This is a genomic window from Caenimonas sedimenti, assembly GCF_007833165.1.
Taxonomy (GTDB): Bacteria; Pseudomonadota; Gammaproteobacteria; order Burkholderiales; family Burkholderiaceae_C; genus Ramlibacter; species Ramlibacter sedimenti.
Genome location: NZ_VOBQ01000011.1, coordinates 214,702 through 236,469 on the forward strand (window position 1 = coordinate 214,702; position 21,768 = coordinate 236,469).

The following is a 21,768-nucleotide window of genomic DNA, read 5'->3' on the forward strand; positions in this document are numbered from 1 at the left end:
TCGCTCTCTGCTCGTTCTTCAGTGCTTGATGCCTTCGCGGCCCACCACGGCCATCAGCGTCGCGCCCATGGTGGCGACCAGCTTCTCGCGGCCGCCGGCGATCGCGTAGGCGCGGCCTTCTGTCACGGTCACGGTGCGGCCGGGCTTGATGACCAGCCCTTCCATGCGGAAGCGTTCGCCCTGCGCCGGCGCCAGCAGGTTGATCTTGAATTCGATGGTGAGCACCGCGGCCTCTTCGGGCATCAGGCTGAACCCGGCATAGCCGCAAGCCGAGTCGAGCGCCGTGGCGACCATGCCCGCATGCAGGAAGCCATGCTGCTGGGTGAGCGCTTGCTGCCAGGCCAGTTCGATGACGACGCGGCCGGGCTCCACGGCGGCGAGCGCCGCGCCGATGGTGGCCATGGCCGGCTGGCGGTCGAAACTGGCACGCACGCGGGCGGCATAGCCGGCATCCGCAGGCTCGAAACGCGGGGCGTCCATGTGCGACTCCTTGAGAACTCTGGCAATTGACGTTTACGTCAACGTCAATTATGCCCGCGATCCCCCTTCGCTTCCTTGGCCCCGCCTTTTTCCACGCGCACCAGCAGCGCCTTGGCCTCTTTTTCGTGCGTGCGCACCTCTTCCAGGTTGGCCTGCAGCTCGGCCATCTGCTCCTCGATCTGCTGCCGGTGCGCCGACAGGATGGCGAGGAACTTGCGCAGCTGCGGGCCGGTGTCGCGCGGGCTGTCGTAGGTGTCGATGATGTCGCGCGCCTCGGTCAGCGACAGGCCCAGCCGCTTGGCGCGCAGGGTGAGCTTGAGCCGCGTGCGGTCGCGGGCGCTGTAGACCCGGTTGCGCCCGCCCGGGCCGGAGCGTTCGGGCTGCAGCAGCCCCATGTCTTCATAGAACCGGATGGCCCGCGTGGTGAGGTCGAACTCGCGGGCCAGGTCGCTGATGGTGAAAGTGGATGCGGACGGCGCCATGGGTGTGCTGTATGCCTGGAGACAGGAAAGCCCGGGGGGCCCTCCCTAGAATGGGCCGATTACATCTGACGTTTACGTCAACGTCAATCCGGAGCGCGCCGCATGAACACCCTGGAACACGAGCTCGACTACCCCTTCGCCGACACCCTGCCCGCGCCCGGCGAGACGCTGCCGGTGGCCGAAGGCGTGAAGTGGATCCGCATGGCCCTGCCGTTCGCGCTGGACCACATCAACCTCTGGCTGTTGCGCGACCGCATCGAGGGCCGCGAGGGCTGGACGGTGGTCGACTGCTGCATCGACCGGCCGGAGTCGCGAGAGCAATGGGAAGCGGTGATGGCCACCCAGTTGGAGGGGCTGCCCATCCTGCGCGTGCTGGTGACCCACATGCACCCGGACCACATCGGCCTGGCCCATTGGCTGTGCGAGCGCTGGGACGCGCGGCTGTGGATCAGCGCGACCGACTACAACGCGGCCCGGCTGGCCTCGCAGAGCACCACGGGCTTCGGCGGTGAAGGCGCGGCGCGCTTCTTCGCGTCGCACGGCCTCGTGGACCCGGAATCCATGGAGAAGATCCGCGGGCGGGTCAACTACTTCTCCAGCATGGTGCCGGCGGTGCCACCCAGTTTCCGCCGCCTGATGGAGGGCGACCGCATCGACATCGGCGGGCACGCCTGGCGCTGCATCAGCGGGTATGGCCATGCGCCGGAACACATCGCCCTGTTCGCGGAGAAGCAGCGCGTGCTGGTGAGCGGCGACATGATGCTGCCGCGCATCTCGACCAACGTGAGCGTGTACGACATCGAGCCCGAGGCGGATTCGCTCAGGCTGTTCCTGGCCTCCATCGACAAGTTCGCACCGCTGCCCGAAGACACGCTGGTGCTGCCCGCGCACGGCAAGCCGTTCCGCGGCCTGCATGCGCGCATCCGCCAGCTGCACGACCACCACCGCGACCGGCTGGCCGAGGTCGTCACCGCTTGCACAGAGAAGCCCTGTTCTGCGGCGGATGTGCTGCCGGTGCTGTTCAAGCGCCGACTGGATCTGCACCAGACGACCTTTGCGATGGGGGAGGCGGTCGCGCACCTGCACAAGCTGTGGCATGCCGGCACGCTGCACCGCGCGCGGGATGCGGAAGGCGTCTGGCGTTTCAGCGCCTAGTTCCAGACCGGCAGCGCCTCGTCCTTCAGCTGCCGGCGCAGCAGCGGATAGTCCGGCACCACGGAAGCCACGGTCTCCCAGAAGCGCGGGCTGTGGTCCATCACGCGCAGGTGGCTCAGTTCGTGCGCCACGACGTAGTCGATCACCGGCAGGCGGAAGTGGACCAGCCGCCAATTGAGACGGATCGCGCCATCGCTCTTTGCCGTGCCCCAGAGCGTGCCGGCGCTGGTGAGTGTCAGCTTGCGCCATTGCACGCCCAGCTGGGGCGCGTAGCGGTCCAGGCGCTCGGTGAAAATGCGCCGGGCCTGGCGCATCAGCCAGGCCTGGACGGCATCGCGGATCTGCGCCGGCTGCGCGTTGTGCGCCAGCCCCACGTGCAGCGTGAGGCGCGGCACGCCGGGCAGCGCCTCGGCGTCGGTGTTCAGCACCGCGCTTTGTTCCTGGAACGCATGGCGCGGGTCCAGCACCACGATGACGGACTCGCCGAGGAAAGGAATGGTCGTGCCGTCCTTCCATTCGATGCGGGCCGAGGCCAGCCGCTCCTGGCGCTCGCGCGCCTGGCCCAGCTTGCTGACGATCCAGCGGGTCTTGTCGCGCACCGCCTGGTCGACGTCACCCATGGTCACCCAGCGCGGCGCGCTGACGACCAGGCCTTCGGGGCCGATGACGAAGCCGATGCTCTTGCGCTTGCCGCGGCGGAACAGGTAGGCGACCAGCACGTCGCCGAGCAGCGCCTCGCGGTTGGCCTCGGGGTGACGGAAAACCTGGGGCGCGATGACGTCGGCCAGGGGCTCCGCGGGCGGGCCGGCGCGGCGCGGCGCGGCCGTGGGGGCAGGCTGGGCGGGAGTGGCTTCAGGAAGGGGGGGTTTCGGCTCGTCGAACAGGTCGAGGAAGAGCTGAAACGGGGACTGCATGGGCCGCGAGTTTACCCGGCGGTGGGTGGGAGCTGGGGCTCCTTCGCGTAAGCCTCCGGGTCGAGCCGGTGCATCTCGGTTTCGATCCAGGCCTCCACTTCCCGCATCAATTCGTCGGCCTCGCGGCCTTCACTCGGGATCGGCTTGCCGATGGAGACATCGACGATCCCCGGGTGCTTGATGAAGGCCTTGCGCGGCCAGCACTTGGCCGAGGTCACCGCGACCGGGATCACCGGCGCGCCGGTGGCCACGGCGAGCCGCGTGCCGCCGGACTTGTAGTTGCCCTTCTGGCCGCGCGGGATGCGCGTGCCTTCGGGAAACATGATCACCCAGATGCCCTGCGCCAGCAGGCGCTTGCCCTGCTCCACGACCTTGTTGAAGGCCTGGGCCTTGGCGCTGCGGTCGATGTGGATCATGTCCATCCGGCCCATCGCCCAGCCGAAGAAAGGCACGTAGATCAGCTCGCGCTTGAACACGTAGGCCAGCGGGTGCGGCATCAGCGTGGGCATCAGGAAGGTCTCGAAGGTCGACTGGTGCTTCACCAGCAGGATGGCGGGGCTGGTCTTGCCGGTCGGCAGGTTCTCCATGCCGGTGACCCGCACCTGGATGCCGCAGAGCACGCGCGCGCCCTCGATCTGCCATCCGAGCCAGCGCGCGGCCTTCCAGTACATCTCCTCGCCGCTGGCCCACAGCGACGCCGTCACCATCCAGATGCCCCAGGGCACCACCGTCACCAGCATGAGCAAGGCATGCAGGACCGAACGAACGAAAGCCATGCCTGAAGTATCTCAGGCCGGCCGGGGCGCGGGCGGACGCGCGATCAGCCAGTCGGCGAAAGCGGCCAGGTCCTCATGCACCTGCGTGTTCGCGGGGAACGTGTCGGGCAGCGGCTGGCCGCGCAGCACGCCCGCCTTGCCGGTGAGCACCAGGTGCGGCGCGCAGCCGACCGCAGCACCCGCCTGCAGGTCCCGCAGCGAATCCCCCACCACCGGCGTGAGCTTCAGGTCGACACCGAAGCGGTCCCCGATCTGCTCGAACAGGCCAGGCAGGGGCTTGCGGCACTGGCAGCCCTCGTCGGGGCTGTGCGGGCAATAGAACACGGCATCGACGCGGCCGCCGACGGCGGCCAGCGACTTGTTCATCTTCACGTGGATGGCGTTCAGCGACGCCACGTCGAACAGGCCGCGGCCGAGGCCGGACTGGTTGGAGGCGATCGCCACGTGCCACCCGGCGTGGTTCAGGCGCGCGATGGCTTCCAGCGCGCCGGGCAGCGGCTGCCACTCGTCGGGGGTCTTGATGAATTCTTCGCTGTCGGCGTTGATGGTGCCGTCGCGGTCGAGGATGACGAGTTTCATGGGCGGCCCCTCATGTGGCCAGGCGGGAAAGATCCGCCACGCGATTCATCGCCTGGTGCAGGGTCGCCAGCAGCCCCAGGCGGTTGAGGCGCAGATCGGCCTCCTCCGCATTGACCATCACGCCATCGAAGAACGCATCCACCGGCGCGCGCAGTGCGGCCAAGGTCTGCAAGGAGCCGGTGTAGTCGCCGGCATCGAACTGCTTGCCCGCCTGCGGCGCGGTTTTCTGCATCGCCGCGAAGAGCGCCTTCTCGGCGACTTCCTTCAGCAAGGCTTCGTTGACGTGTGCGTCAGCGCGGTCGGCCTTCTTCAGGATGTTGCCGATGCGTTTGTTGGCCGCGGCCAGCGCGGGTGCCTCGGGCAGGGCCGCGAAAGCGCGCACGGCGGCCAGGCGCTTGGCGACGTCGCCCAGCCGCTGGGGACGCAACGCCAGCACGGCATCGACTTCCTGCGCGCTGTAGCCTTGTTCGCGCAGGGAGCCCGCGAGGCGGTCGTAGATGAAATCCGTGAGCTGCTGCGCCGTTTCGGCGCCCGCCTGGGGAAACAGGCCGAGCGCCTCGGTGACCAGCGCGCCCAGGTCGAGCTTCAGGTCCTTTTCCATCAGCATGCGAATGATGCCGAGGGCATGGCGGCGCAGCGCGAAAGGATCCTTGTCGCCGGAGGGCAGCTGCCCGATGGCGAACAGCCCCGCCAGCGTTTCCAGCTTGTCGGCCAGCGCGACGACCAGGCCGACATCGTTGCGCGGCAGCGCATCGCCGGCGAAGCGCGGGCGGTAGTGGTCTTCGATCGCGAAGGCGACGTCGTCGCCCAGGCCGTCATGACGGGCGTAGTAGCCACCCATGATGCCTTGCAGCTCCGGAAACTCGCCCACCATGTCGGTCAGCAGGTCTGCCTTGGCCAGGCGCGCAGCGCGATCCGCGTTCTGCGCCAGTGCATCGCTGCCGAGTTGCGCGCCGATCACCTTGGCGATGGCCCGCACGCGTTCCATCCGCTCGCCTTGCGTGCCCAGCTTGTTGTGATAGACGACCTTGGACAGGCCGGCGACCCGAGACTCCAGCGTCTTCTTGCGGTCCTGGTCGAAGAAGAACTTGGCATCGGCGAGGCGCGGGCGCACCACCCGCTCGTTGCCGCCGATGACAGCGCTCGCGTCGTCCGGGCGGATGTTGCTCACCACCAGGAAGCGGTTCGTCAGCTTGCCGGCCGGGTCGAGCAGCGGGAAGTACTTCTGGTTCGCCTTCATCGTGAGGATCAGGCATTCCTGCGGCACGTCGAGGAACTCGGGCTCGAACTGGCAGGTGACGACATTGGGGCGCTCGACCAGCGCCGTCACTTCGTCGAGGAGTGCATCGTCTTCGATGGGCTGGACGCCGCCGCCGACCTGGGTGGCTGCAGCCGCCAACTGGCGCGCGATCTCCGCGCGCCGGGCGTCGAAGCCGGCGATGACCGAACCGTCCTTCGCCAGCGTCTCGGCGTAACTGTCGGCGTTGGCAAAGCTCACTTTCGGCATGGCTGCTTCGAAGCGGTGGCCCTGGGTGGTCCGGCCGGCCTGCAGGCCGAGCGCCTGGATGGGCACCACCTCGGAGCCATGCAACGCCACGAGCGCGTGCGCCGGCCGCACGAACTTCACGTCGCTCCAGCCATCAGCCAGCTGGTAGGTCATCACCTTCGGGATCGGCAGCCTGGCCAGGCTTTCGTTCAGCGCCTTCTGCAGACCATCGGCGAGCGTGGCGCCCTTGACCTTGCTGTCGTAGAACAAGGCTTCCGCCTTGCCGTCGGGCGCGCGCTGGAGGCCGGCCACGGCGGAGGCGTCGGCGCCCAGCGCCTGCAGCTTCTTCAGCAGGGCGGGCGTGGGCTGGCCTGCCGCATCGAGACCGACGCTCACGGGCATGAGCTTCTGCGAGACAGATTTGTCAGCGGCCTGCGGCGCGACCGCCGTGACGTGAGCGGCCAGCCGGCGTGGGGACGCGAACGGGGTCAGGACGGATTCGCCCGTGGCGAGTCCAAGCGCTCGCAACTGCTCCAGCAGCACGTTGCCGAACGCGTCGCCCAGCTTGCGCAGCGCCTTGGGCGGGAGTTCTTCCACGAACAGTTCGACGAGAAGGTTTTGCACGGACATCTCTTACGCAGCCTTCTTGCCAAGATCGTCGATCCACTCGCGTGGCGCCATCGGGAATCCGAGCCGCTCGCGGCTTTCGTAGTAGCTCTGCGCCACGCTGCGCGCCAGATTCCGGATCCGCCCGATGTAGGCGGCCCGCTCCGTCACGCTGATGGCGCCGCGCGCATCCAGCAGGTTGAACGTATGGGCCGCTTTCAGCACCTGCTCGTAGGCCGGCAGCGCCAGCTGCTGCTCCATCAGGTGCTTGGCCTGCTTTTCATGCGCCCCGAAGGCCGTGAACAGGAATTCGGCGTCGCTGTGCTCGAAGTTGTACGTGGACTGCTCGACTTCGTTCTGCTTGTAGACGTCGCCGTACGACAGGCCGTCCGTCCAGGTCAGGTTGTAGACGTTGTCGACGCCCTGCAGGTACATCGCCAGCCGTTCCAGGCCATAGGTGATCTCGCCGGTGATGGGTTTGCAGTTGATGCCGCCCACCTGCTGGAAGTAGGTGAACTGCGTGACTTCCATGCCGTTCAACCAGACCTCCCAGCCCAGGCCCCAGGCGCCCAGCGTGGGGTTCTCCCAATCGTCTTCGACGAAACGTACGTCGTTCTTCTTCAGGTCGAAGCCCAGCGCCTCCAGCGACCCCAGGTAGAGCTCCAGGATGTTCGCCGGCGCCGGCTTCAGCACGACCTGGTATTGGTAGTAGTGCTGCAGCCGGTTGGGGTTCTCGCCATAGCGGCCGTCCTTGGGGCGGCGGCTGGGCTGCACGTAGGCGGCTTTCCAGGGCTCGGGGCCGATCGCGCGCAGGAAAGTGGCGGTGTGCGAGGTACCCGCCCCGACTTCCATGTCGTACGGTTGCAGCAACGCGCAGCCCTGGGCGTCCCAGTACGACTGCAGCTTGAGGATGATCTGTTGGAAGGTGAGCATGGGCCCGCGCCGCGGCGAAGGCCGCGTAAACCCTCGATTTTAGGGCGTGAGGCCCGGCTACGCTCCGCCAGGAGGAGCAGGGATGAGCATTTCACAACTGGTCTTGAGCCTGGTGCTGGCCACCATGGTGTTTTCGGTGGCGCTGGAACTCAAGCTCGACGACTTCCGCCGGGTCGGCCAGACGCCCTGGGCGGTGGTCTGCGGGCTGATCCCGCAGTTCATCCTGCTGCCCGTGGGCACCTGGGCGGCCACCCTGGCGCTGGACTTGCCGCCCAACGTGGAGGCGGCCATGATCCTGGTGGCTTCCTGCCCCGGCGGCAGCCTGAGCAACGTCATCACCCACTTCGGCCGGGGCAACACGGCCCTGTCGGTCAGCATTTCCGCGGTGGCCAGCTTGATCGCGCTGGTCGCGACGCCCTTCAACTTCGCCTGGATGGTGGCCAGCAACCCAGCCACCGCGGGGTGGTTGCGTACCCTGGAGATCGACCCGTCCGGCATCTGGGTCAGCCTGCTGGCCTTGCTGGCGGCGCCGATGGCGGCTGGGCTCTGCGTCGCCTACCGCTTCCCGGCGCTCACCGAACGCATCCGCAAACCGCTCGGCAATTTCGCACTGTTCGCGCTGCTGGCATTCATCGTCCTGGGTCTGTTCCGGCAGCGCCAGATGCTCACGCTCGGCCTGCTGCCCATGCTGGCCCTGGTGATCGCGCACAACGCGTGCGGCCTGCTCTTCGGCTGGCTCACGGCGACGGCCATGCGTGTGGCGGAACGCGACCGCCGCGCCGTGATGATCGAAGGCGGCATGCAGAATTCGGGGCTCGCACTGGGGATCGTCGCGCTACAGTTCGGCAGCGATCTCGGCATGGTCGTCATCGCCAGCCTGTGGGGCATCTGGCACATCGTGAGCGGCCTGTCGCTGGCGCTTTATTGGAGACGCAAGGATGCTCGACTGGCTCATTGAAGGCGCCACCGTCGTCGACGGCGGCGGAGGCGCGCCGTTCACGGCGGACGTGGCGGTGCGGGACGGCCGCATCCTGGAGGTCAGCCGGCAGCCTCTGCGCACGCAGGCGCGCGAGACGCTGAACGCGGCCGGCGCCTGGCTGATGCCCGGCTTCATCGACATCCACACCCACTACGACGGCCAGGCCACCTGGGACGACACGTTCTCGCCCAGCATCCATCACGGCGTCACCACGCTGGTGATGGGCAACTGCGGCGTGGGTTTCGCGCCGGTGCGTCCCGGGGGACAGGACGGGCTGATCAAGCTGATGGAGGGGGTCGAGGACATTCCCGGGGCGGCCTTGCACGAAGGCATCCGCTGGAACTGGGAAAGCTTTCCCCAATACATGGATGCACTGGAAGCCTCGCCGCGCAGCTTGGACTACCTGGTGCAGGTGCCGCACGATCCCCTGCGCATGTACGTGATGGGCGAGCGCGCGGTGGCGCAGCAACCCGCGAGCGCCGACGACATCGCCGCCATGCGCGCCTTGCTGCGTGAAGCGCTGCAAGCCGGCGCCGCCGGCTTCAGCACCGGCCGCAGCGACAACCACCGGACGGCCGAGGGCAAGGAAACACCGGCGGCGGAGGCCAGCGCCGCCGAACTGGTGGGCCTGGGTGAAGCCTTCGCCGGCCTGGCGCATGGCGTGGTGCAGCTGGTGAGCGATTTCGACCTGCTGCGCGATGCGAAGCGGTTCGACGCCGAATTCGACCTGGTCGAGCAGCTGGCGCGCGCGTCGGGCCGCCCGTTGTCGATGACCTGGCTGCAGCGCGACCCGGGCGGCGAGCAGATGGAAGCGATCCGGGCACGCACGGACCAGGCCGTCGCGGAGGGCCTCCCGCTCTACCTGCAGGCGGCGGCACGCGGCATCGGCGTGATCATCGGGCTGGAGGCCAGCTTCCACCCGTTCATGGGCTTCCCTGGCTACAAGGAAGTGGCCGGCCTGCCGCTGGCGCAGCGGGCCGCGGCACTGCGCGAACCCGAGCGCAAGGCACGCATCCTCTCGCAGCAGTCGGACCGGCTGGCGGGCGATGGGACGGCGATTCCGCCCCTGGTGGATCTGCTGCTGCTGCGGATCGACCTGATCAGCGGCCGCATGTTTCCTCTCGAGGGCAAGCTCGACTACGAGCCGGGCGTCATGCAGAGCTTCCTGGTGCGGGCCAAGCAGGGCGGCATCCGGCCGCTCGAAGCGTTGTACGACCATCTGGCGGCGGGCGACGGCAGTGGGCTGATCTACTTCCCCATCTTCAACTACAACGCCGGCTCTCTCGACGCCCTGCGTGCCATGCTGGATCACCCGCGCGCCCTCTTCGGGCTGGGCGACGCGGGCGCGCACGTGGGCACGGTGTGCGACGCCAGCTTCTCCACCTTCATGCTGACGCACTGGGTCCAGGGCCGGGCGAAAGAACGCCTGCCGGTGCAGCAGGCGGTGGAGATGATGAGCGCCCGCAATGCCCGCTATCTCGGCCTGAACGACCGGGGCCGCATCGCACCCGGACTGCGCGCGGACTTCAACCTCATCGATCCGGCGCAGCTGCGGCTGGACACGCCGCGCCTGGTGAACGACCTGCCGGCGGGCGGCAAGCGCTTCCTGCAGAAGGCGCAAGGCTACGTGGGGACCTGGGTGCGCGGCGAAGCGGTGGCGCGCGACGGCGCAGTCACCCCCGCCCGGCCGGGACGCCTGGTGCGGATGGGCCGTTAGCGCGGCGGCGCCGCAGGACGATCAGCAACGGAACGCCGAGCGCCAGCAGCCACAAGGGCCAGAAGCCGAAGCGCGAGACCCACCAGGCGAAGGGCGTGAGGCCGGTGCCGCCCTCCACCTCGCCCATGAGCACGCCGCGGGTGTGCCGCGGCAGGCTGTGCGTGACCACACCGTGGCGGTCGATGATCACGGTGGCGCCCGTGTTCGTGGCGCGCACCATGGGCCGGCGGAATTCAAGCGCCCGCATGCGGCTGATGTGCAGGTGCTGGTCGATGGCCACAGTGTTGCCGAACCAGCCGATGTTGCTCACGTTGACGAAGATGGTCGGCGCCTGTGCCGGGTCGCGGAAGCGGGCGCCCAGCTCTTCGCCGAACAGGTCTTCGTAGCAGATGTTGGGCGCGATCCGCTGGCCCTGCCACTCGAACGGCGCCTGGCCCACGCCGCCGCGGTTGAAGTCGCCCAGCGGGATGTTCATCATCCGCGTGAACCACTTGAAGAAGGGCGGGATGAATTCGCCGAAAGGCACCAGGTGGTGCTTGTCGTACTGGTAGGGCGCTCCACCCGGCCGCAGGCCGATGACGGAATTGGAGTAGCCCTCTTCGAGTCCACCGAGCGGGATGCCGGTGATCGCGGCCCGGTCCCCGCGGCTGAACTCGGCGCGCAGCGACTGCAGGTACCCGTCGGGCAGTTGCTTGGGCAGCAGGGGGATGGCCGTTTCGGGCGCGACCACCAGGGACGCTCGGGCGCTACGCATCTGGGCGGCATACCAGTCGAGCGCGAGCGGGATGCCGGTGCCCCCCTGGAACTTCTCGTCCTGCGGGATGTTGCCCTGGAGCAGCGCGACGCTCAGCCGGCCGGCGCCGGGCGCGTCGAGCGTGGAGCTTGCGAGGTGCCCTGCCGCCGCGAACACGGCGACGCCCGCAAGCATGGCGGCCAGCCGCTTGAACTGCCGCGCCAGCAGCAGCATGGCCGTCGCGGCGGCAATCCACGCGGCGACCGCCCCCATCGCGTAGACCCCGACCCAGGGCGCGAGGAAGGCAAGTGGCCCATCGACGTGCGCATAGCCGCCAGCGCCCCAGGGAAAGCCGGTGAACAAGGTGTTGCGCATCAGTTCCGCGGCCAACCAGGCGCTGGCGAACAGGCCGGCAGCGGTCCAGGTCGGAGTGCCGGCACCCCATCGCACGAACAGTCCCGCCGCGAGCGCGTAGTAGAGCCCCAGGAACGCGGCGAGCCCGAGCACCGCGACCACGGTCACGGCGGGGTGCAGGCCGCCGTAAACGTGCATGGAGATGTAGAGCCACCACCAATTGGCGGCCAGCCAGGCGATGCTGAACAGCCAGCCCAGCAACGCGCCATGCCAGGGCGATGTCTCGCGCCGCAGCGCGAAGCAGAGGATGGCCAGCGTGGCGATCTGCAACCACCACAAGGGCTGCCCGCCCCACGGCCAGGCGATCGCGAAAGCCTGCAGGACGCCGGCCAGCACGGCCGCGGCCAGGGCGGCCAGCCGCACGGCCGGCATCAGGCCTTGCTGCCCTCGGTCCGGGTGGGAGACACCTTGAACCAGCGGACGGCGCCGCCCTTGGTGTGGAGCACCACGAAGTCGAGGCCGGCCAGGGTGGTGTGCTCGCTGCGCTTGGGCACATGGCCCATCTCGTGCGCGATCAAGCCGCCGATGGTGTCGAACTCATGGTCTTCATCGGTCACCAGCTTGACGCCGAAGGCCTCCTCCACGCGTTCGATGGACGTGTCGCCGCTCACGCGGTAGGTGCGGTCGGCGAGGCCGAAGATGTCGCCCTCGTCCTCGGCGATGTCGAATTCGTCCTCGATCTCGCCGACGATCTGCTCCAGCACGTCCTCGATGGTGATCAGGCCGGCCACGCGGCCGAACTCGTCGATGACGATGGCCAAGTGGTTGCGGTTGCCCCGGAACTCCCGCAACAGGTCGTTGAGGCCTTTGCTCTCCGGCACGAACACGGCCGGGCGCAGCAGCGCGCGAATGTTCAGCTCGGGCGCGCGCTGCAGCTTGAGCAGGTCCTTCGCCATCAGGATGCCGATGATGTTCTCGCGGTCGGAGTCGTACACCGGGAAACGGGAGTGCGCGGTGTCGATGACGACGTGCAGGATGTCGTCGTAGGGCGCGTCGATGTTGACCAGGTCCATGCGCGGCGCGGCCACCATCACGTCGCCGGCGGTGAGTTCCGCCATCCGGATCACGCCTTCGAGCATCACCCGCGACTCGGCGCCGATGATGTCGTTGTCCTCGGCATCCGCGAGGGTTTCGATCAGCTCCGCCTTGGAGTCCGGTCCGGGGTGGATGAACTCGGCGACCTTTTGCAGGAAGGTCCGTTTGTCCTGCTTTTCGTGCGAGCGCGCTGGGTGGGGTTCTGACACAGCCGGGAGGCGAGTGGGGGGACCGATAGGATAGCGGATTGCCCGTGCCGCGGGCCGCCGCCGGCCGGGTGGCCGCTCAGGACACCGATTTGCGCCGCAAGGCGGTCAAGGACCTGATTTGCGGAGGGCGTCCCGCACGCCCTGGCGGATTTCCTGCACCTGGCCCAGGAAGTCGAGGAAATTGCGGGCCTGCACCTTGAGCCGGTAGTCGGTCTGCGCCAACTGCTCTTCCACCATTTCGCTCATCCGGCTGTCGAGGGTGGCCGGCGGCAGGCGCAGGTAAGCATCGGTTTCGCTGCCCGCGCGTTCCAGCGTCGCGCCGGCATTGCGGGCGATCTTGATCATCGCGGTGTTCTCGGAGAGCGCGTGGATGAACATCAACTCGATGCCTTCGTTGCGTGCGTGCATGACCGCGCGCTCGAAGAGGCGGCCACCGTAGCCGCGGCCACGGGCCTTCTTCAGCACCGAGACGCCGAATTCCGCGCCAGCCGGAGCGTCTGCTTCGCGCAAGAAAGCCAGGTGGGCCATCGCGATCAGTTCGAGCTTGCGGTTGTAGATGCCGAAGATGTCGTCCCGGTCGAAATCGAGGCCGGCGACGTAGGCTCCGACCTGTTCGTCCGTGGCGGCATAGCCGAAGCGCAGATAGCGGTCGTGCGCATCCAGCGCCAGCAGGTGCGTGGCGATGCGGTCGCGGTGGCCCGGGCCCAGAGACCGGATGGGCACGAGAACCGTGGAGAAAGCGGACGGACCGCTCGCGTTTTCAGCCATGCACTCAATTTACGGGTTTTCCCCTACTTACCAAGCGGGCGCGCACTCTAAAGACGAGCCTGACGTACTTCTACCTACCGGAAAACGACACCATAGTTCGCCTTTCCTGGTTCACACAGGAATGGCCGTCGTCGATTTCACCCGGTCCAGCACGAAGCTGGTCTTGCAATCCTGGACGCTGGGATGCTTCAGCAGCGTCTCCATGATGAAGCGGCTGTAGTGCGCCATGTCCTCCACCAGCACGCAAAGCAGGAAGTCCATGTCGCCTGTCAGGGCCGCGCACTCCACGACCTCAGGCCAAGTCTGAACCGCGGCACGGAACAAGTCCATGGGGTTGCGCTTGTGGTGTTCGGTCTGCTTCTCCAGGCGCACGTTCAGGTAGGCGGTGAGGCCCAGGCCCACCGATTCGGGCTTGACGATCGCGACGTAGCGCGCGATGACACCCGCTTCCTCCAGCCGCTTGACGCGCCGGAGAACGGCGCTCGGCGACAAGCCGATGCGCTCGCCGATCACCTCGTAGGTTTCCCGTCCGTTGTCCTGAAGGCAGCGCAGTATGGATTTGTCGAGCTTGTCGAGTGCGTGCTGGGGAAGCATGGCGCAATCTTAGTGTGCTGCGGGCCCGCGCCAGTCTGGTACTGGTACGTACAGGTACCGGGTTAATCCTGATGTCACCCCTGCGACGAGTAGTAAGAATGCACTCCAGTTAAAAGCACGACCGTTCTTTTTTAACCCAGGAGATTCCGATGGCTCTTTCCCACTCCTTGCGCTTCCTGCGGCGCTGGCTGCTGCTGGCGCTGACCAGCTTCGCGATGACCGCCCTGCCCGCGCAGGCGCAAAGCGGCTACACCCAGACCCGCTATCCCGTCGTGCTGGTCCACGGGCTCTTCGGATTCGACTCCTTCCTCGGCCTGGACTACTTCTACGGCATCCCCTCTGCGCTGCGCCAGGACGGCGCCCGCGTGTTCGTGGCGCAGGTGTCGGCCGCGAACAGCACGGAAGTGCGTGGCGAGCAGTTGCTGGCGCAGGTGAAAACGATCCTGGCGCTGACCGGCGCCAGCAAGGTCAACCTGGTCGGCCACTCGCATGGCGGCCCCACCATCCGCTACGTCGCCGGCGTGGCCCCGCACCTGGTGGCGTCGGCGACTTCCATCGGCGGCGTCAACAAGGGCTCGCGCGTCGCCGACATCCTGCGCGGCACCGTCCCGGCCGGCACGCTGTCCGAAACGCTGGTGAACAACGCCGCGAAGGCGTTTGTGGCCCTGATCAACCTGGGCTCGGGTGGCACCAGCCTGCCGCAGACGCCGACCGCCGCGCTCAACTCGCTGACGACCACCGGCTCCGCAGCCTTCAACCAGCGATTTCCCCAAGCGGTGCCAGCCGGGTGCGGCAGCGGTGCCGCCATGGTCAACGGTGTTCGCTACTACTCATGGACCGGCACGCAGCCGGTGACCAACCTGCTGGACGTGAGCGACGGCCCGCTCGGCATCATGAGCCTGGTGTTCGGTGAAGCCAACGACGGCCTGGTGTCGGCGTGCTCCTCCCGCCTGGGCACGCACCTGGGCGATTACCGCCAGAACCACCTCGACGAAGTCAACCAGGTCGTCGGCCTGCGCGACTGGTTCTCGGTGGACCCGGTCACGCTGTACCGCCAGCACGCCAACCGCCTGAAGCAAGCCGGGCTGTGAAGAAAGCTGCACTCGCCGCAGCCGTCGCGTCTGTCGCCCTGTTGCTGGCTGGCGCTGCCTTGTGGCCGGGCCAGGGCATTTTCTCGGCCGGCGATCGTGGCCAGAACGCTGCCGCGAGTGGCCCGCAAATTTCAGGCGAGCATGCGTCGATGCGGGGCACGCCGATCGCAACGCGTTCCGGTGGCCAGGCAGCATCCGGCCCGGTGGACCATTTCCTCGCGCCCGGCCTGCGCTTCCAACTGGAAGCGCTCTGGCTGGAGGCGGGCGAGGTGGGCGACCCGGCGACCTTGAAGCAACGCCTGCTGGCGCTGGTGCCCAGGCATTTCAGCGCCAACGATGCCGTCCGTGCGGCGCAGTTGCTCGAGCGCTACGTCGACTACCGCGTCGCCTTGAGCGGCTTGAAGCCGCCGGCCGACTGGAGCGATCCGCACGCCTTGCGGCAGGCCCTGGAGGCGCGGCAGAAGGTGCGCGCGCGCCATTTCACGCCCGAGGAGCATGACGCCCTGTTCGCCCAGGAAGAGGAGCTCGACCGGTACACGCTGGCCCGCATCGAGATCGAACGCAACACGCAGCTGGGCGCGGCGCAAAAAGACACTGCGTTGCGCGACGCCGAGCGGCAGCTGGGCGCCGAGCATCGGGCGGTGCGTGCCGAAGCGGTCCAGCACATCGCGGCAGCCGCCCAAACGGCCAGCCTCGACGCCCAGGGTGCGGGCGACGTCGAACGCCACGCGCAACGGCGCGCCTTGTACGGCGATGCCGCTGCCCACAACCTCGCGCAGCTGGACCGTGAGGAACGTGAATGGCAGGGCCGACTGAGCGAGTACGCGGCGGCCCGCCAGTCACAGTCGCAGCCGCAGCTGGAAGCAACGCGGCAACGCCTCTTCACACCGCAGGAACAGTTGCGTCTCGACGCCGCCCTCGCGCTCCGCGGCCCGGGCGCGGCTTCGCGCTAGCCACCGCCTCGTGGCGCAGTTTTCCTGCGCCGGCCGGAACGAGGCGGCGCCATTGCGGCAACATCTTGCGCGCGCCCGGTCGTAGACTGGCGCGATGCACAAAACGCCGACCGCAGCAGCTCCCGCCGCCTGGGACAACCCCATGGGCACCGACGGCTTCGAGTTCATCGAATACGCCGCACCCGATCCGCAAGCCATGGGCGCGCTGTTCGAGCGCATGGGCTTCCGGCCCATCGCGAAGCATCGCCACAAGAACGTGGTCCTGTACCGACAGGGCGGGATCAACTTCATCGTCAACGCCGAACCGGATTCCTTCGCGCAGCGCTTCGCGCGGATGCATGGACCGAGCATCTGTGCGATTGCATTCCGGGTGCAGGACGCCAAGGCAGCCTACGAACGCGCGATCGCACTGGGGGCGTGGGGCTATGCCGGGCAGGCGGGCCCGGGCGAGCTGAACATCCCGGCCATCAAAGGCATCGGCGACAGCGTCATCTACCTGATCGACCGCTGGCGCGGCAAGAACGGCGCGGCCGAAGGCGAGATCGGGAACATCGGCTTCTACGACGTCGACTTCGAACCCTTGCCGGGCGGCACGGGGCGCGAAGCGCTGGCGCCTCCCGGATTCGGCCTCACCTACATCGACCACCTGACGCACAACGTGCACCGCGGCCGGATGAAGGAATGGGCGGACTTCTATGAGCGGCTCTTCAACTTCCGTGAAGTGCGCTACTTCGACATCGAAGGCCAGGCCACGGGCGTGAAGAGCAAGGCGATGACCAGCCCCTGCGGGAAGATCCGCATCCCGATCAATGAGGAGGGCAACGAGAAGTCCGGCCAGATCCAGGAATACCTGGACCAGTACCGCGGGGAGGGCATCCAGCACATCGCGCTGGGTTCCACGAACCTGTACGACACCGTGGATGCCTTGCAGCTTGCCGGCGTGAAGCTGCTCTCCACCAGCGAAACCTACTACGAGCTGTTGCCCAGGCGGATCCCGGACCTGACGGAAAATGTTTCGGAACTGCAGCAGCGCAACATCCTGGTCGATGGGCGGCCGGGGGAATTGCTGCTGCAGATCTTCAGCGAGAACCAGCTCGGCCCGGTGTTCTTCGAGTTCATCCAGCGCAAGGGCAACGAAGGCTTCGGCGAAGGCAACTTCAAGGCGCTGTTCGAGACGATGGAGCTCGACCAGATGCGGCGCGGCGTGCTCGACGCGCCGGCGTGACCGGCGTTTTCGATTCCCCGGTTTGACTTTCGGCGCTACCAGCGCGCCGGCAGCTTCTTCATCAGCGTGATGCGCTTGACGCCGAGTTCGAGGTAGCCGCCCTTCTCGAGATCCTTCAGCAACCTGCTGACCATCTCGCGAGAAGCGCCGACCCGGCTGGCAATCTGCTGGTGCGTGATCGGTTTGAGTTCGATGGGTCCCTGGCCGTTCACGGGGCCGCGGTCGCTTTCCAGGGTCTGGACGACGCGGCCATACACGTCCAGCAGCGCCATCTGGCGGGCCTTGTCGGTGGCGCCGCGCGCGCGCCGGATCACCTGGCTGAGCAGGCGCATCGCAAACGCAGGTTCGTCGACGATGTGCTGTTCGACCGCCTGCTTCGACACCAGAGAGCACACCACCGGGCCCACCGAGATCACCGACGCCGACCTCGGACCACCATCCAGGGACATCTCGCCAAAGTAGTCGCCGGCGTCGATGGTGCCGTAAGTGATCTCGCGGCCGTTCTGGTCGATGGCATAGACCTTGACCTGGCCTTCCAGCAGGACGTAGAGCGAGTCGCCTGTCTCACCCTCGTTCAGGAGCACCGTGTTCTTGCGGTAACTGCGGACCAGCCCGCGCGCCGCCAGACGCCCGATGGCCGGGTCCAGCCCACCGATGAGTTTCTCGAAATCCACGCCATTCCTCGTGTGCAGCATGTCTCTCCCCTCCCTCGAAATACTTTATCACGGTAGTAAGGAAGGTTCAACTTTTGGAATTGGCCGCCTGCAGCAAAGACATTGTGTGGTCCATCACTTCCGGCTGGAAGGCCAGGTCGACATGGGCGACCCCGCGCACCAGCCGATTGTCCGCGCCGGGCAGCGTGGCCGTGGAAGCCGGAAACACGATGTTGTCGCATGGGGTGTACCAGCAGACGAAGAACGGCATCGACCGCCCGGATTCGTAGCGGCCGAGTTCGGCCAGCCAGGGACTGGCCAGGCGCATCTGCAGCCCGTTGGCCCGCCGGCTGAACCGCCCCAGCCAGGTCCCGCCGTGCGGTGAGCCCATGGTGACGACGCCGTATGCCCGCTCCGCCGATCCGGCATGGCGGAGCCAGGCCCGGGCCACGAGGCCGCCCATGCTGTGGCACACGAGCAAGGGCGGCAGGCCGGTCGCGCGGATCACGCGTTCCACCGCGCTGTCGACGGTGGCCGCATAGTCGTCGATGCTCCCGTACACCGGCTCCAGGTTCACCGCGACATACGCGTGGCCGCGGGCCCGCAGCATCCGCATCCACGGCGTCCAGAAGCCGCGGTTGCACACGAACCCGTGGATGAACACAACGCCGCGCTTCGAGCGCGTTTCGGGTGCCAGATGATCGTCCACTTCGCGCCATCGGAACGGCTGGCGCCAGCAGAACACCTGGAAGAACTGCCGGGTTTCGCCGATCCAAGCCCGCACGAGTTCGCGGGTCGTGGGGACCGGCGCCGTGTCGGTCCGGGCAACGAATGCGAGCAGCACGAACTCCGCCGCCAGCACGATCACGGCGACTCCCAGAATCGCCAGGCTTCCAGTCACGGCCTGAAGCGGCGATGCCGGCCAGCGCCAAGTCCACCAGCCGACCGCCGCCAGCACCACCAGGGCGCAGAGGACCTGTTGCAGGCGCGCGAGGCTGGAGGTGGCCGGCATCAGGCGAGTATCACATCGCGCCCGCTCAGCCTTTTCGCCAGGCCCTGCGCCAGCCGGTTCACGATGCCGTAGATGGAGAGCTGCGGATTCGCGCCGATGCTGGTGGGGAAGATGGAACCGTCATGCACGGAGAGGTTGCCGATCTGCCAATGCGTGCCGTCGGGCCGCACCACACCCAGCTGCGGCTGTCCCGCCATCGCGCAGCCACCCATCACGTGCGCGCTCACCACCTTGGCGAGCAGGGGCTGCATGGGGAGCGCCGCGATGGCCGATTTGGCTTCCTGCCAGCTCCGGTATGGCTCAGCCTTCTCATGGACGGGCAGAACCTGGCGCGCACCGGCGGCGAACTGGATCTCCGCCATGGCCAACAAGGCGCGGCGCGCCCCCTCCATCACGAAGGGGGTCAACGGGTAGTCGAGGACGGGCGAGCCGTCGCCGCGCAGCTTCACGCGGCCGCCAGCCGCTTCGGCGTGAAAGCCGTCGCGCAGCAGGGCCAGCAACACGTGGGTCTGGGCAAAACCACGCAACAGCCCGGCCTGCCCGGCGCCGAAGCCCGGGACCGTGGAGGCGAAGATCACCGGATGCAGCGGGGGCGCCTCGAGCTTGAACCCGATCGGTCCATCGATCGCCTGCGTCTCGAGGAAATGGTCGGTGTAGATCGTCTGCGGTGCGCCTTGCCAGCCTTCGACCTTCTGCGGCATCACGGCGGCCGACATCACCACCGGATGCAGGAAGGTGCGCTGGCCCAGCCGCCCATGCGGGTCGGGCGCCTCCGAACGCAGCAGCACGGCCGGCGAATTGATGGCGCCGGCGGCCAGCACGTAGTGGCGGGCGGTGATGCGGGTTCCGCCCGTTCCAGCGTCGGGGACTTCACCGTTGGGGCGGCAAGGCAGGCAGTGCAGCGCGCGGATCTCGCCATTCGCGATTTCCAGCTTTCGTGCCTGCGTTTCGACCAGCAGGGTCGCCCCGCGCTCCAGCGCGGCCGGCAAGGTCGTCACCAGCATCGACTGCTTGGCATTCGTCGGGCAGCCCATGCCGCACGAGCCCAGGTTCCAGCAGCCCTTGACGTTGCGCGCGATCGCGGCTGCGGGGATGCCGAGCGATGCCGCGCCACGGCGCAGCAGGTCGTTGTTCTCGTTCGGCGCGGTGAGCCAGGGACCGATGTTCAGGCGGCTTTCGGCCTGCGCGAAGTAGGGAGCGAGCTCGTCGTTGCCGTAACCTGCGAGGCCGTAGTGCTCTTGCCAATAGGCCAGCGTGCTCGCCGGCGTGCGGAATGAACTGGTCCAGTTCACGACCGTGGATCCGCCCACACAGCGGCCCTGCAGGATGTTGATGGCCTTGTCTTCCGTCTTGCGGGCCGCACTCTCCTGGTAGAGCGTCGGGTAGGCAACGGCTTCGCTCTGGTTGAAGTCGGTGCTGCTGCGCAGGGGCCCTTCCTCGACGATGACCACCGACAAGCCGGCATGCGCCAGCAATTCCGCGGTGATGCCGGCGCCGGCGCCGGAGCCGATCACTGCGACGTCGCACGCGATTTCAGCGGGGGCGGCGCCGTGCCGGCCGCCCAGCACCTTCCAGCCGCGGCGCAGGCCGTCCAGGATGGGATCGGGGAGTTTGCTCATGCCGGGCCTCAGATCGCGGCCGGGCCGGGATAGCCCAGGGCGACCCACGTCGCCTGTTCCGAAAAATAGGCGCCATTCACGATGTCGTGCAGCGCGTGGTACGCCTGCTGGCGCAAGGACAAGCCCGAAAAGCGCATCGATTGCAGGGCCGCCTGCAGTTCGGTGGCGGACGCTTGCGGCCAGTCTGCTTCCAGCCCGGCCAGCCATCGGCGCCCGGGTGAACTTTCGAGGAGTGCCAGCAGTTGCGAGAGCTCGGCTTGCGCATGCGGAGGCAAGCCGGCGACGAGGGCATCCACGCGCTGCACCAGCGCTTCGAGCGCGCGCGCACGGTCGGCCGGAGGCAGCAGGCCGTCGAGCATCGCGCCGCCGAGGGCCAGAAACACCTTGCGCGCACCGCTGGAAAGACGCCCGTCGACGAGTCCGGGCTGGAAAACGGCCAATGCTCCACCGCCGACGAGCAGGAGCGCCGCCGAAGCCGCTCCCAGCTTCAACAGACTTCTTCTTTGCATGTCAGGCACTATGGCACGGGCGAGGCGCGTGCCTGTAGAGGCCGCCGCCTAGATAGACTAGTGGTAAGCATGGAAACTGCCCAGAAGATCCGTCAGGCCGTCGCCGAGGTTGCGCTGCTGCGTCAGGAGGGACTGGCCACGCCCGCGATCGGAGAAGCGGTGCGCCGGCTCAAGCGGTTGCAGGCGCGGCGTTTCGCAGGATCGTATGCCGACCTGCTCAGCGCCGGCCCGTACGTCTCGGCCGCCCGCTTCTTCCTGGAGGAGCTGTACAGCGACAAGGACTACGCCGAGCGGGATTCCCAGTTCGCCCGGATCGCCGGCGCGGTCGAGAAATTCTTCCCCGTCGATGTGGCCCACACCGCCGTCGCGCTCGCCCAACTGCACGCGCTCACCGAAGCGCTCGATCACGCCATGGCGGTGGAGTGGCTGCGGACTGCGGAGCCGGACCCGGACACCGAGCGCTACGTCTCGGCCTGGCGCGCCGTGGGCCGGCGGGTCGACCGCGACCGGCAGCTGGTCATGGTGCTGGCGATCGGGGTCGAGATGGCGCGGCTGACCCGCGCGCCGGGCTTGCGCTTCATGCTGAAGATGATGCGCGGCCCCGCGTCGGCGGCCGGGCTCGGCTCGCTGCAGCGCTTCCTGGAGACGGGGTTCGACACCTTCGCCGCGATGGCGCGGCGGCCGCGCGGCGCGGAGAACTTCCTGGACACCATCAGGGAAAGGGAATCGGCCTTGATCGCCTTGCTCTTCGATGTGGAGCCTGTCGCGGCCGGGACGGAGTTGTCGCGCATCCTAGGACAAGCCCGCTAGCTGCGGAGCGCGGCCATTCGCACAATGGCCCGGCAA

General features: G+C 67.8%; 22 protein-coding genes. 7 read left to right on the top strand and 15 right to left on the bottom strand.

Annotated elements, in window-relative coordinates:
* Positions 1-18 precede the first annotated feature (18 nt).
* The gene (locus FN976_RS14355) at positions 19-480 is read right to left on the bottom strand and encodes a PaaI family thioesterase (protein ID WP_145893723.1); all 462 of its coding nucleotides are present in this window, start codon (positions 478-480) and stop codon (positions 19-21) included.
* 44 nt (positions 481-524) lie between these two features.
* Positions 525-962 (bottom strand): MerR family transcriptional regulator, encoded by a 438-nt coding sequence (locus FN976_RS14360; protein ID WP_145893724.1) that lies wholly within the window; start codon positions 960-962, stop codon positions 525-527.
* A 102-nt stretch (positions 963-1,064) separates the two neighbouring features.
* On the opposite strand from FN976_RS14360, the gene FN976_RS14365 reads away from it, so the two are divergent.
* Positions 1,065-2,117 (top strand): MBL fold metallo-hydrolase, encoded by a 1,053-nt coding sequence (locus FN976_RS14365; RefSeq protein ID WP_145893725.1) that lies wholly within the window; start codon positions 1,065-1,067, stop codon positions 2,115-2,117.
* Here FN976_RS14365 and FN976_RS14370 read toward each other — a convergent pair.
* From FN976_RS14370 to glyQ, 5 genes are read right to left on the bottom strand one after another with little or no spacing between them, the layout of a single operon-like run.
* Positions 2,114-3,031 carry a M48 family metallopeptidase gene (locus FN976_RS14370; protein ID WP_145893726.1) on the bottom strand — a complete coding sequence of 306 codons (918 nt, stop codon included), beginning with the start codon at positions 3,029-3,031 and terminating at the stop codon, positions 2,114-2,116. The genes FN976_RS14365 and FN976_RS14370 overlap by 4 nt on opposite strands.
* 11 nt (positions 3,032-3,042) lie before the next feature.
* Entirely contained in the window at positions 3,043-3,807 is a 765-nt protein-coding gene (locus FN976_RS14375; protein ID WP_145893727.1) for a lysophospholipid acyltransferase family protein, read from the bottom strand.
* A 12-nt stretch (positions 3,808-3,819) separates the two neighbouring features.
* Positions 3,820-4,386: a D-glycero-beta-D-manno-heptose 1,7-bisphosphate 7-phosphatase gene (gene gmhB, locus FN976_RS14380; RefSeq protein WP_145893728.1), complete on the bottom strand. Its 567-nt coding sequence runs from the start codon at positions 4,384-4,386 to the stop codon at positions 3,820-3,822.
* Positions 4,387-4,396: 10 nt separating this feature from the next.
* On the bottom strand, positions 4,397-6,502 hold the full coding sequence (gene glyS / locus FN976_RS14385; protein ID WP_145893729.1) for a glycine--tRNA ligase subunit beta: 2,106 nt from the start codon (positions 6,500-6,502) through the stop codon (positions 4,397-4,399).
* A 3-nt stretch (positions 6,503-6,505) separates the two neighbouring features.
* Positions 6,506-7,411, bottom strand: coding sequence for a glycine--tRNA ligase subunit alpha (glyQ, locus tag FN976_RS14390; RefSeq protein ID WP_145893731.1), 906 nt, complete (start codon positions 7,409-7,411; stop codon positions 6,506-6,508).
* Positions 7,412-7,493: 82 nt separating this feature from the next.
* On the opposite strand from glyQ, the gene FN976_RS14395 reads away from it, so the two are divergent.
* Positions 7,494-8,369, top strand: a complete 876-nt coding sequence (locus FN976_RS14395; RefSeq protein WP_145893732.1) for a bile acid:sodium symporter family protein — start codon at positions 7,494-7,496, stop codon at positions 8,367-8,369.
* Positions 8,350-10,107, top strand: coding sequence for an N-acyl-D-amino-acid deacylase family protein (locus tag FN976_RS14400; RefSeq protein WP_145893734.1), 1,758 nt, complete (start codon positions 8,350-8,352; stop codon positions 10,105-10,107). The genes FN976_RS14395 and FN976_RS14400 overlap by 20 nt, the downstream gene beginning before the upstream one ends.
* Here the strand turns inward: FN976_RS14400 and lnt are convergent.
* The 4 genes from lnt to FN976_RS14420 form a co-directional block, all read right to left on the bottom strand.
* Positions 10,064-11,626 carry an apolipoprotein N-acyltransferase gene (lnt, locus tag FN976_RS14405; RefSeq protein ID WP_145893735.1) on the bottom strand — a complete coding sequence of 521 codons (1,563 nt, stop codon included), beginning with the start codon at positions 11,624-11,626 and terminating at the stop codon, positions 10,064-10,066. The genes FN976_RS14400 and lnt overlap by 44 nt on opposite strands.
* On the bottom strand, positions 11,626-12,498 hold the full coding sequence (locus FN976_RS14410) for a CorC family transporter (protein WP_145893736.1): 873 nt from the start codon (positions 12,496-12,498) through the stop codon (positions 11,626-11,628). The genes lnt and FN976_RS14410 overlap by 1 nt, the downstream gene beginning before the upstream one ends.
* A 105-nt stretch (positions 12,499-12,603) precedes the next feature.
* A complete protein-coding gene (locus FN976_RS14415) occupies positions 12,604-13,266 on the bottom strand; it encodes a GNAT family N-acetyltransferase (protein ID WP_145893737.1) in 663 nt (220 codons plus the stop codon).
* 111 nt (positions 13,267-13,377) lie between these two features.
* Positions 13,378-13,860 (bottom strand): Lrp/AsnC family transcriptional regulator, encoded by a 483-nt coding sequence (locus FN976_RS14420; protein ID WP_145893738.1) that lies wholly within the window; start codon positions 13,858-13,860, stop codon positions 13,378-13,380.
* Between the two features lie 215 nt (positions 13,861-14,075).
* Here FN976_RS14420 and FN976_RS14425 point away from each other — a divergent pair, with 215 nt between their 5' ends.
* The 3 genes from FN976_RS14425 to hppD all read left to right on the top strand — a co-directional run bounded on the left by FN976_RS14425 (position 14,076) and on the right by hppD (position 17,129).
* On the top strand, positions 14,076-14,951 hold the full coding sequence (locus tag FN976_RS14425; RefSeq protein WP_255440439.1) for an esterase/lipase family protein: 876 nt from the start codon (positions 14,076-14,078) through the stop codon (positions 14,949-14,951).
* Positions 14,948-15,904, top strand: a complete 957-nt coding sequence (locus tag FN976_RS14430; RefSeq protein ID WP_145893741.1) for a lipase chaperone — start codon at positions 14,948-14,950, stop codon at positions 15,902-15,904. The genes FN976_RS14425 and FN976_RS14430 overlap by 4 nt, the downstream gene beginning before the upstream one ends.
* A 94-nt stretch (positions 15,905-15,998) precedes the next feature.
* Complete coding sequence (gene hppD, locus FN976_RS14435) at positions 15,999-17,129, top strand: 4-hydroxyphenylpyruvate dioxygenase (protein ID WP_145893742.1); 1,131 nt, start codon at positions 15,999-16,001, stop codon at positions 17,127-17,129.
* A gap of 35 nt (positions 17,130-17,164) precedes the next feature.
* Here hppD and FN976_RS14440 read toward each other — a convergent pair whose 3' ends face one another.
* The 4 genes from FN976_RS14440 to FN976_RS14455 are packed head-to-tail and all read right to left on the bottom strand — an operon-like array spanning position 17,165 to position 20,922.
* Positions 17,165-17,824 (bottom strand): Crp/Fnr family transcriptional regulator, encoded by a 660-nt coding sequence (locus tag FN976_RS14440; RefSeq protein WP_145893743.1) that lies wholly within the window; start codon positions 17,822-17,824, stop codon positions 17,165-17,167.
* A 46-nt stretch (positions 17,825-17,870) separates the two neighbouring features.
* Complete coding sequence (locus FN976_RS14445; protein ID WP_145893744.1) at positions 17,871-18,794, bottom strand: esterase/lipase family protein; 924 nt, start codon at positions 18,792-18,794, stop codon at positions 17,871-17,873.
* The gene (locus FN976_RS14450) at positions 18,794-20,413 is read right to left on the bottom strand and encodes a GMC family oxidoreductase (RefSeq protein WP_145893745.1); all 1,620 of its coding nucleotides are present in this window, start codon (positions 20,411-20,413) and stop codon (positions 18,794-18,796) included. The genes FN976_RS14445 and FN976_RS14450 overlap by 1 nt, the downstream gene beginning before the upstream one ends.
* A gap of 8 nt (positions 20,414-20,421) precedes the next feature.
* Positions 20,422-20,922: a hypothetical protein gene (locus tag FN976_RS14455; protein WP_145893746.1), complete on the bottom strand. Its 501-nt coding sequence runs from the start codon at positions 20,920-20,922 to the stop codon at positions 20,422-20,424.
* Between the two features lie 69 nt (positions 20,923-20,991).
* Here FN976_RS14455 and FN976_RS14460 point away from each other — a divergent pair, with 69 nt between their 5' ends.
* Positions 20,992-21,732, top strand: coding sequence for an FFLEELY motif protein (locus tag FN976_RS14460; protein WP_145893747.1), 741 nt, complete (start codon positions 20,992-20,994; stop codon positions 21,730-21,732).
* Positions 21,733-21,768 lie beyond the last annotated feature (36 nt).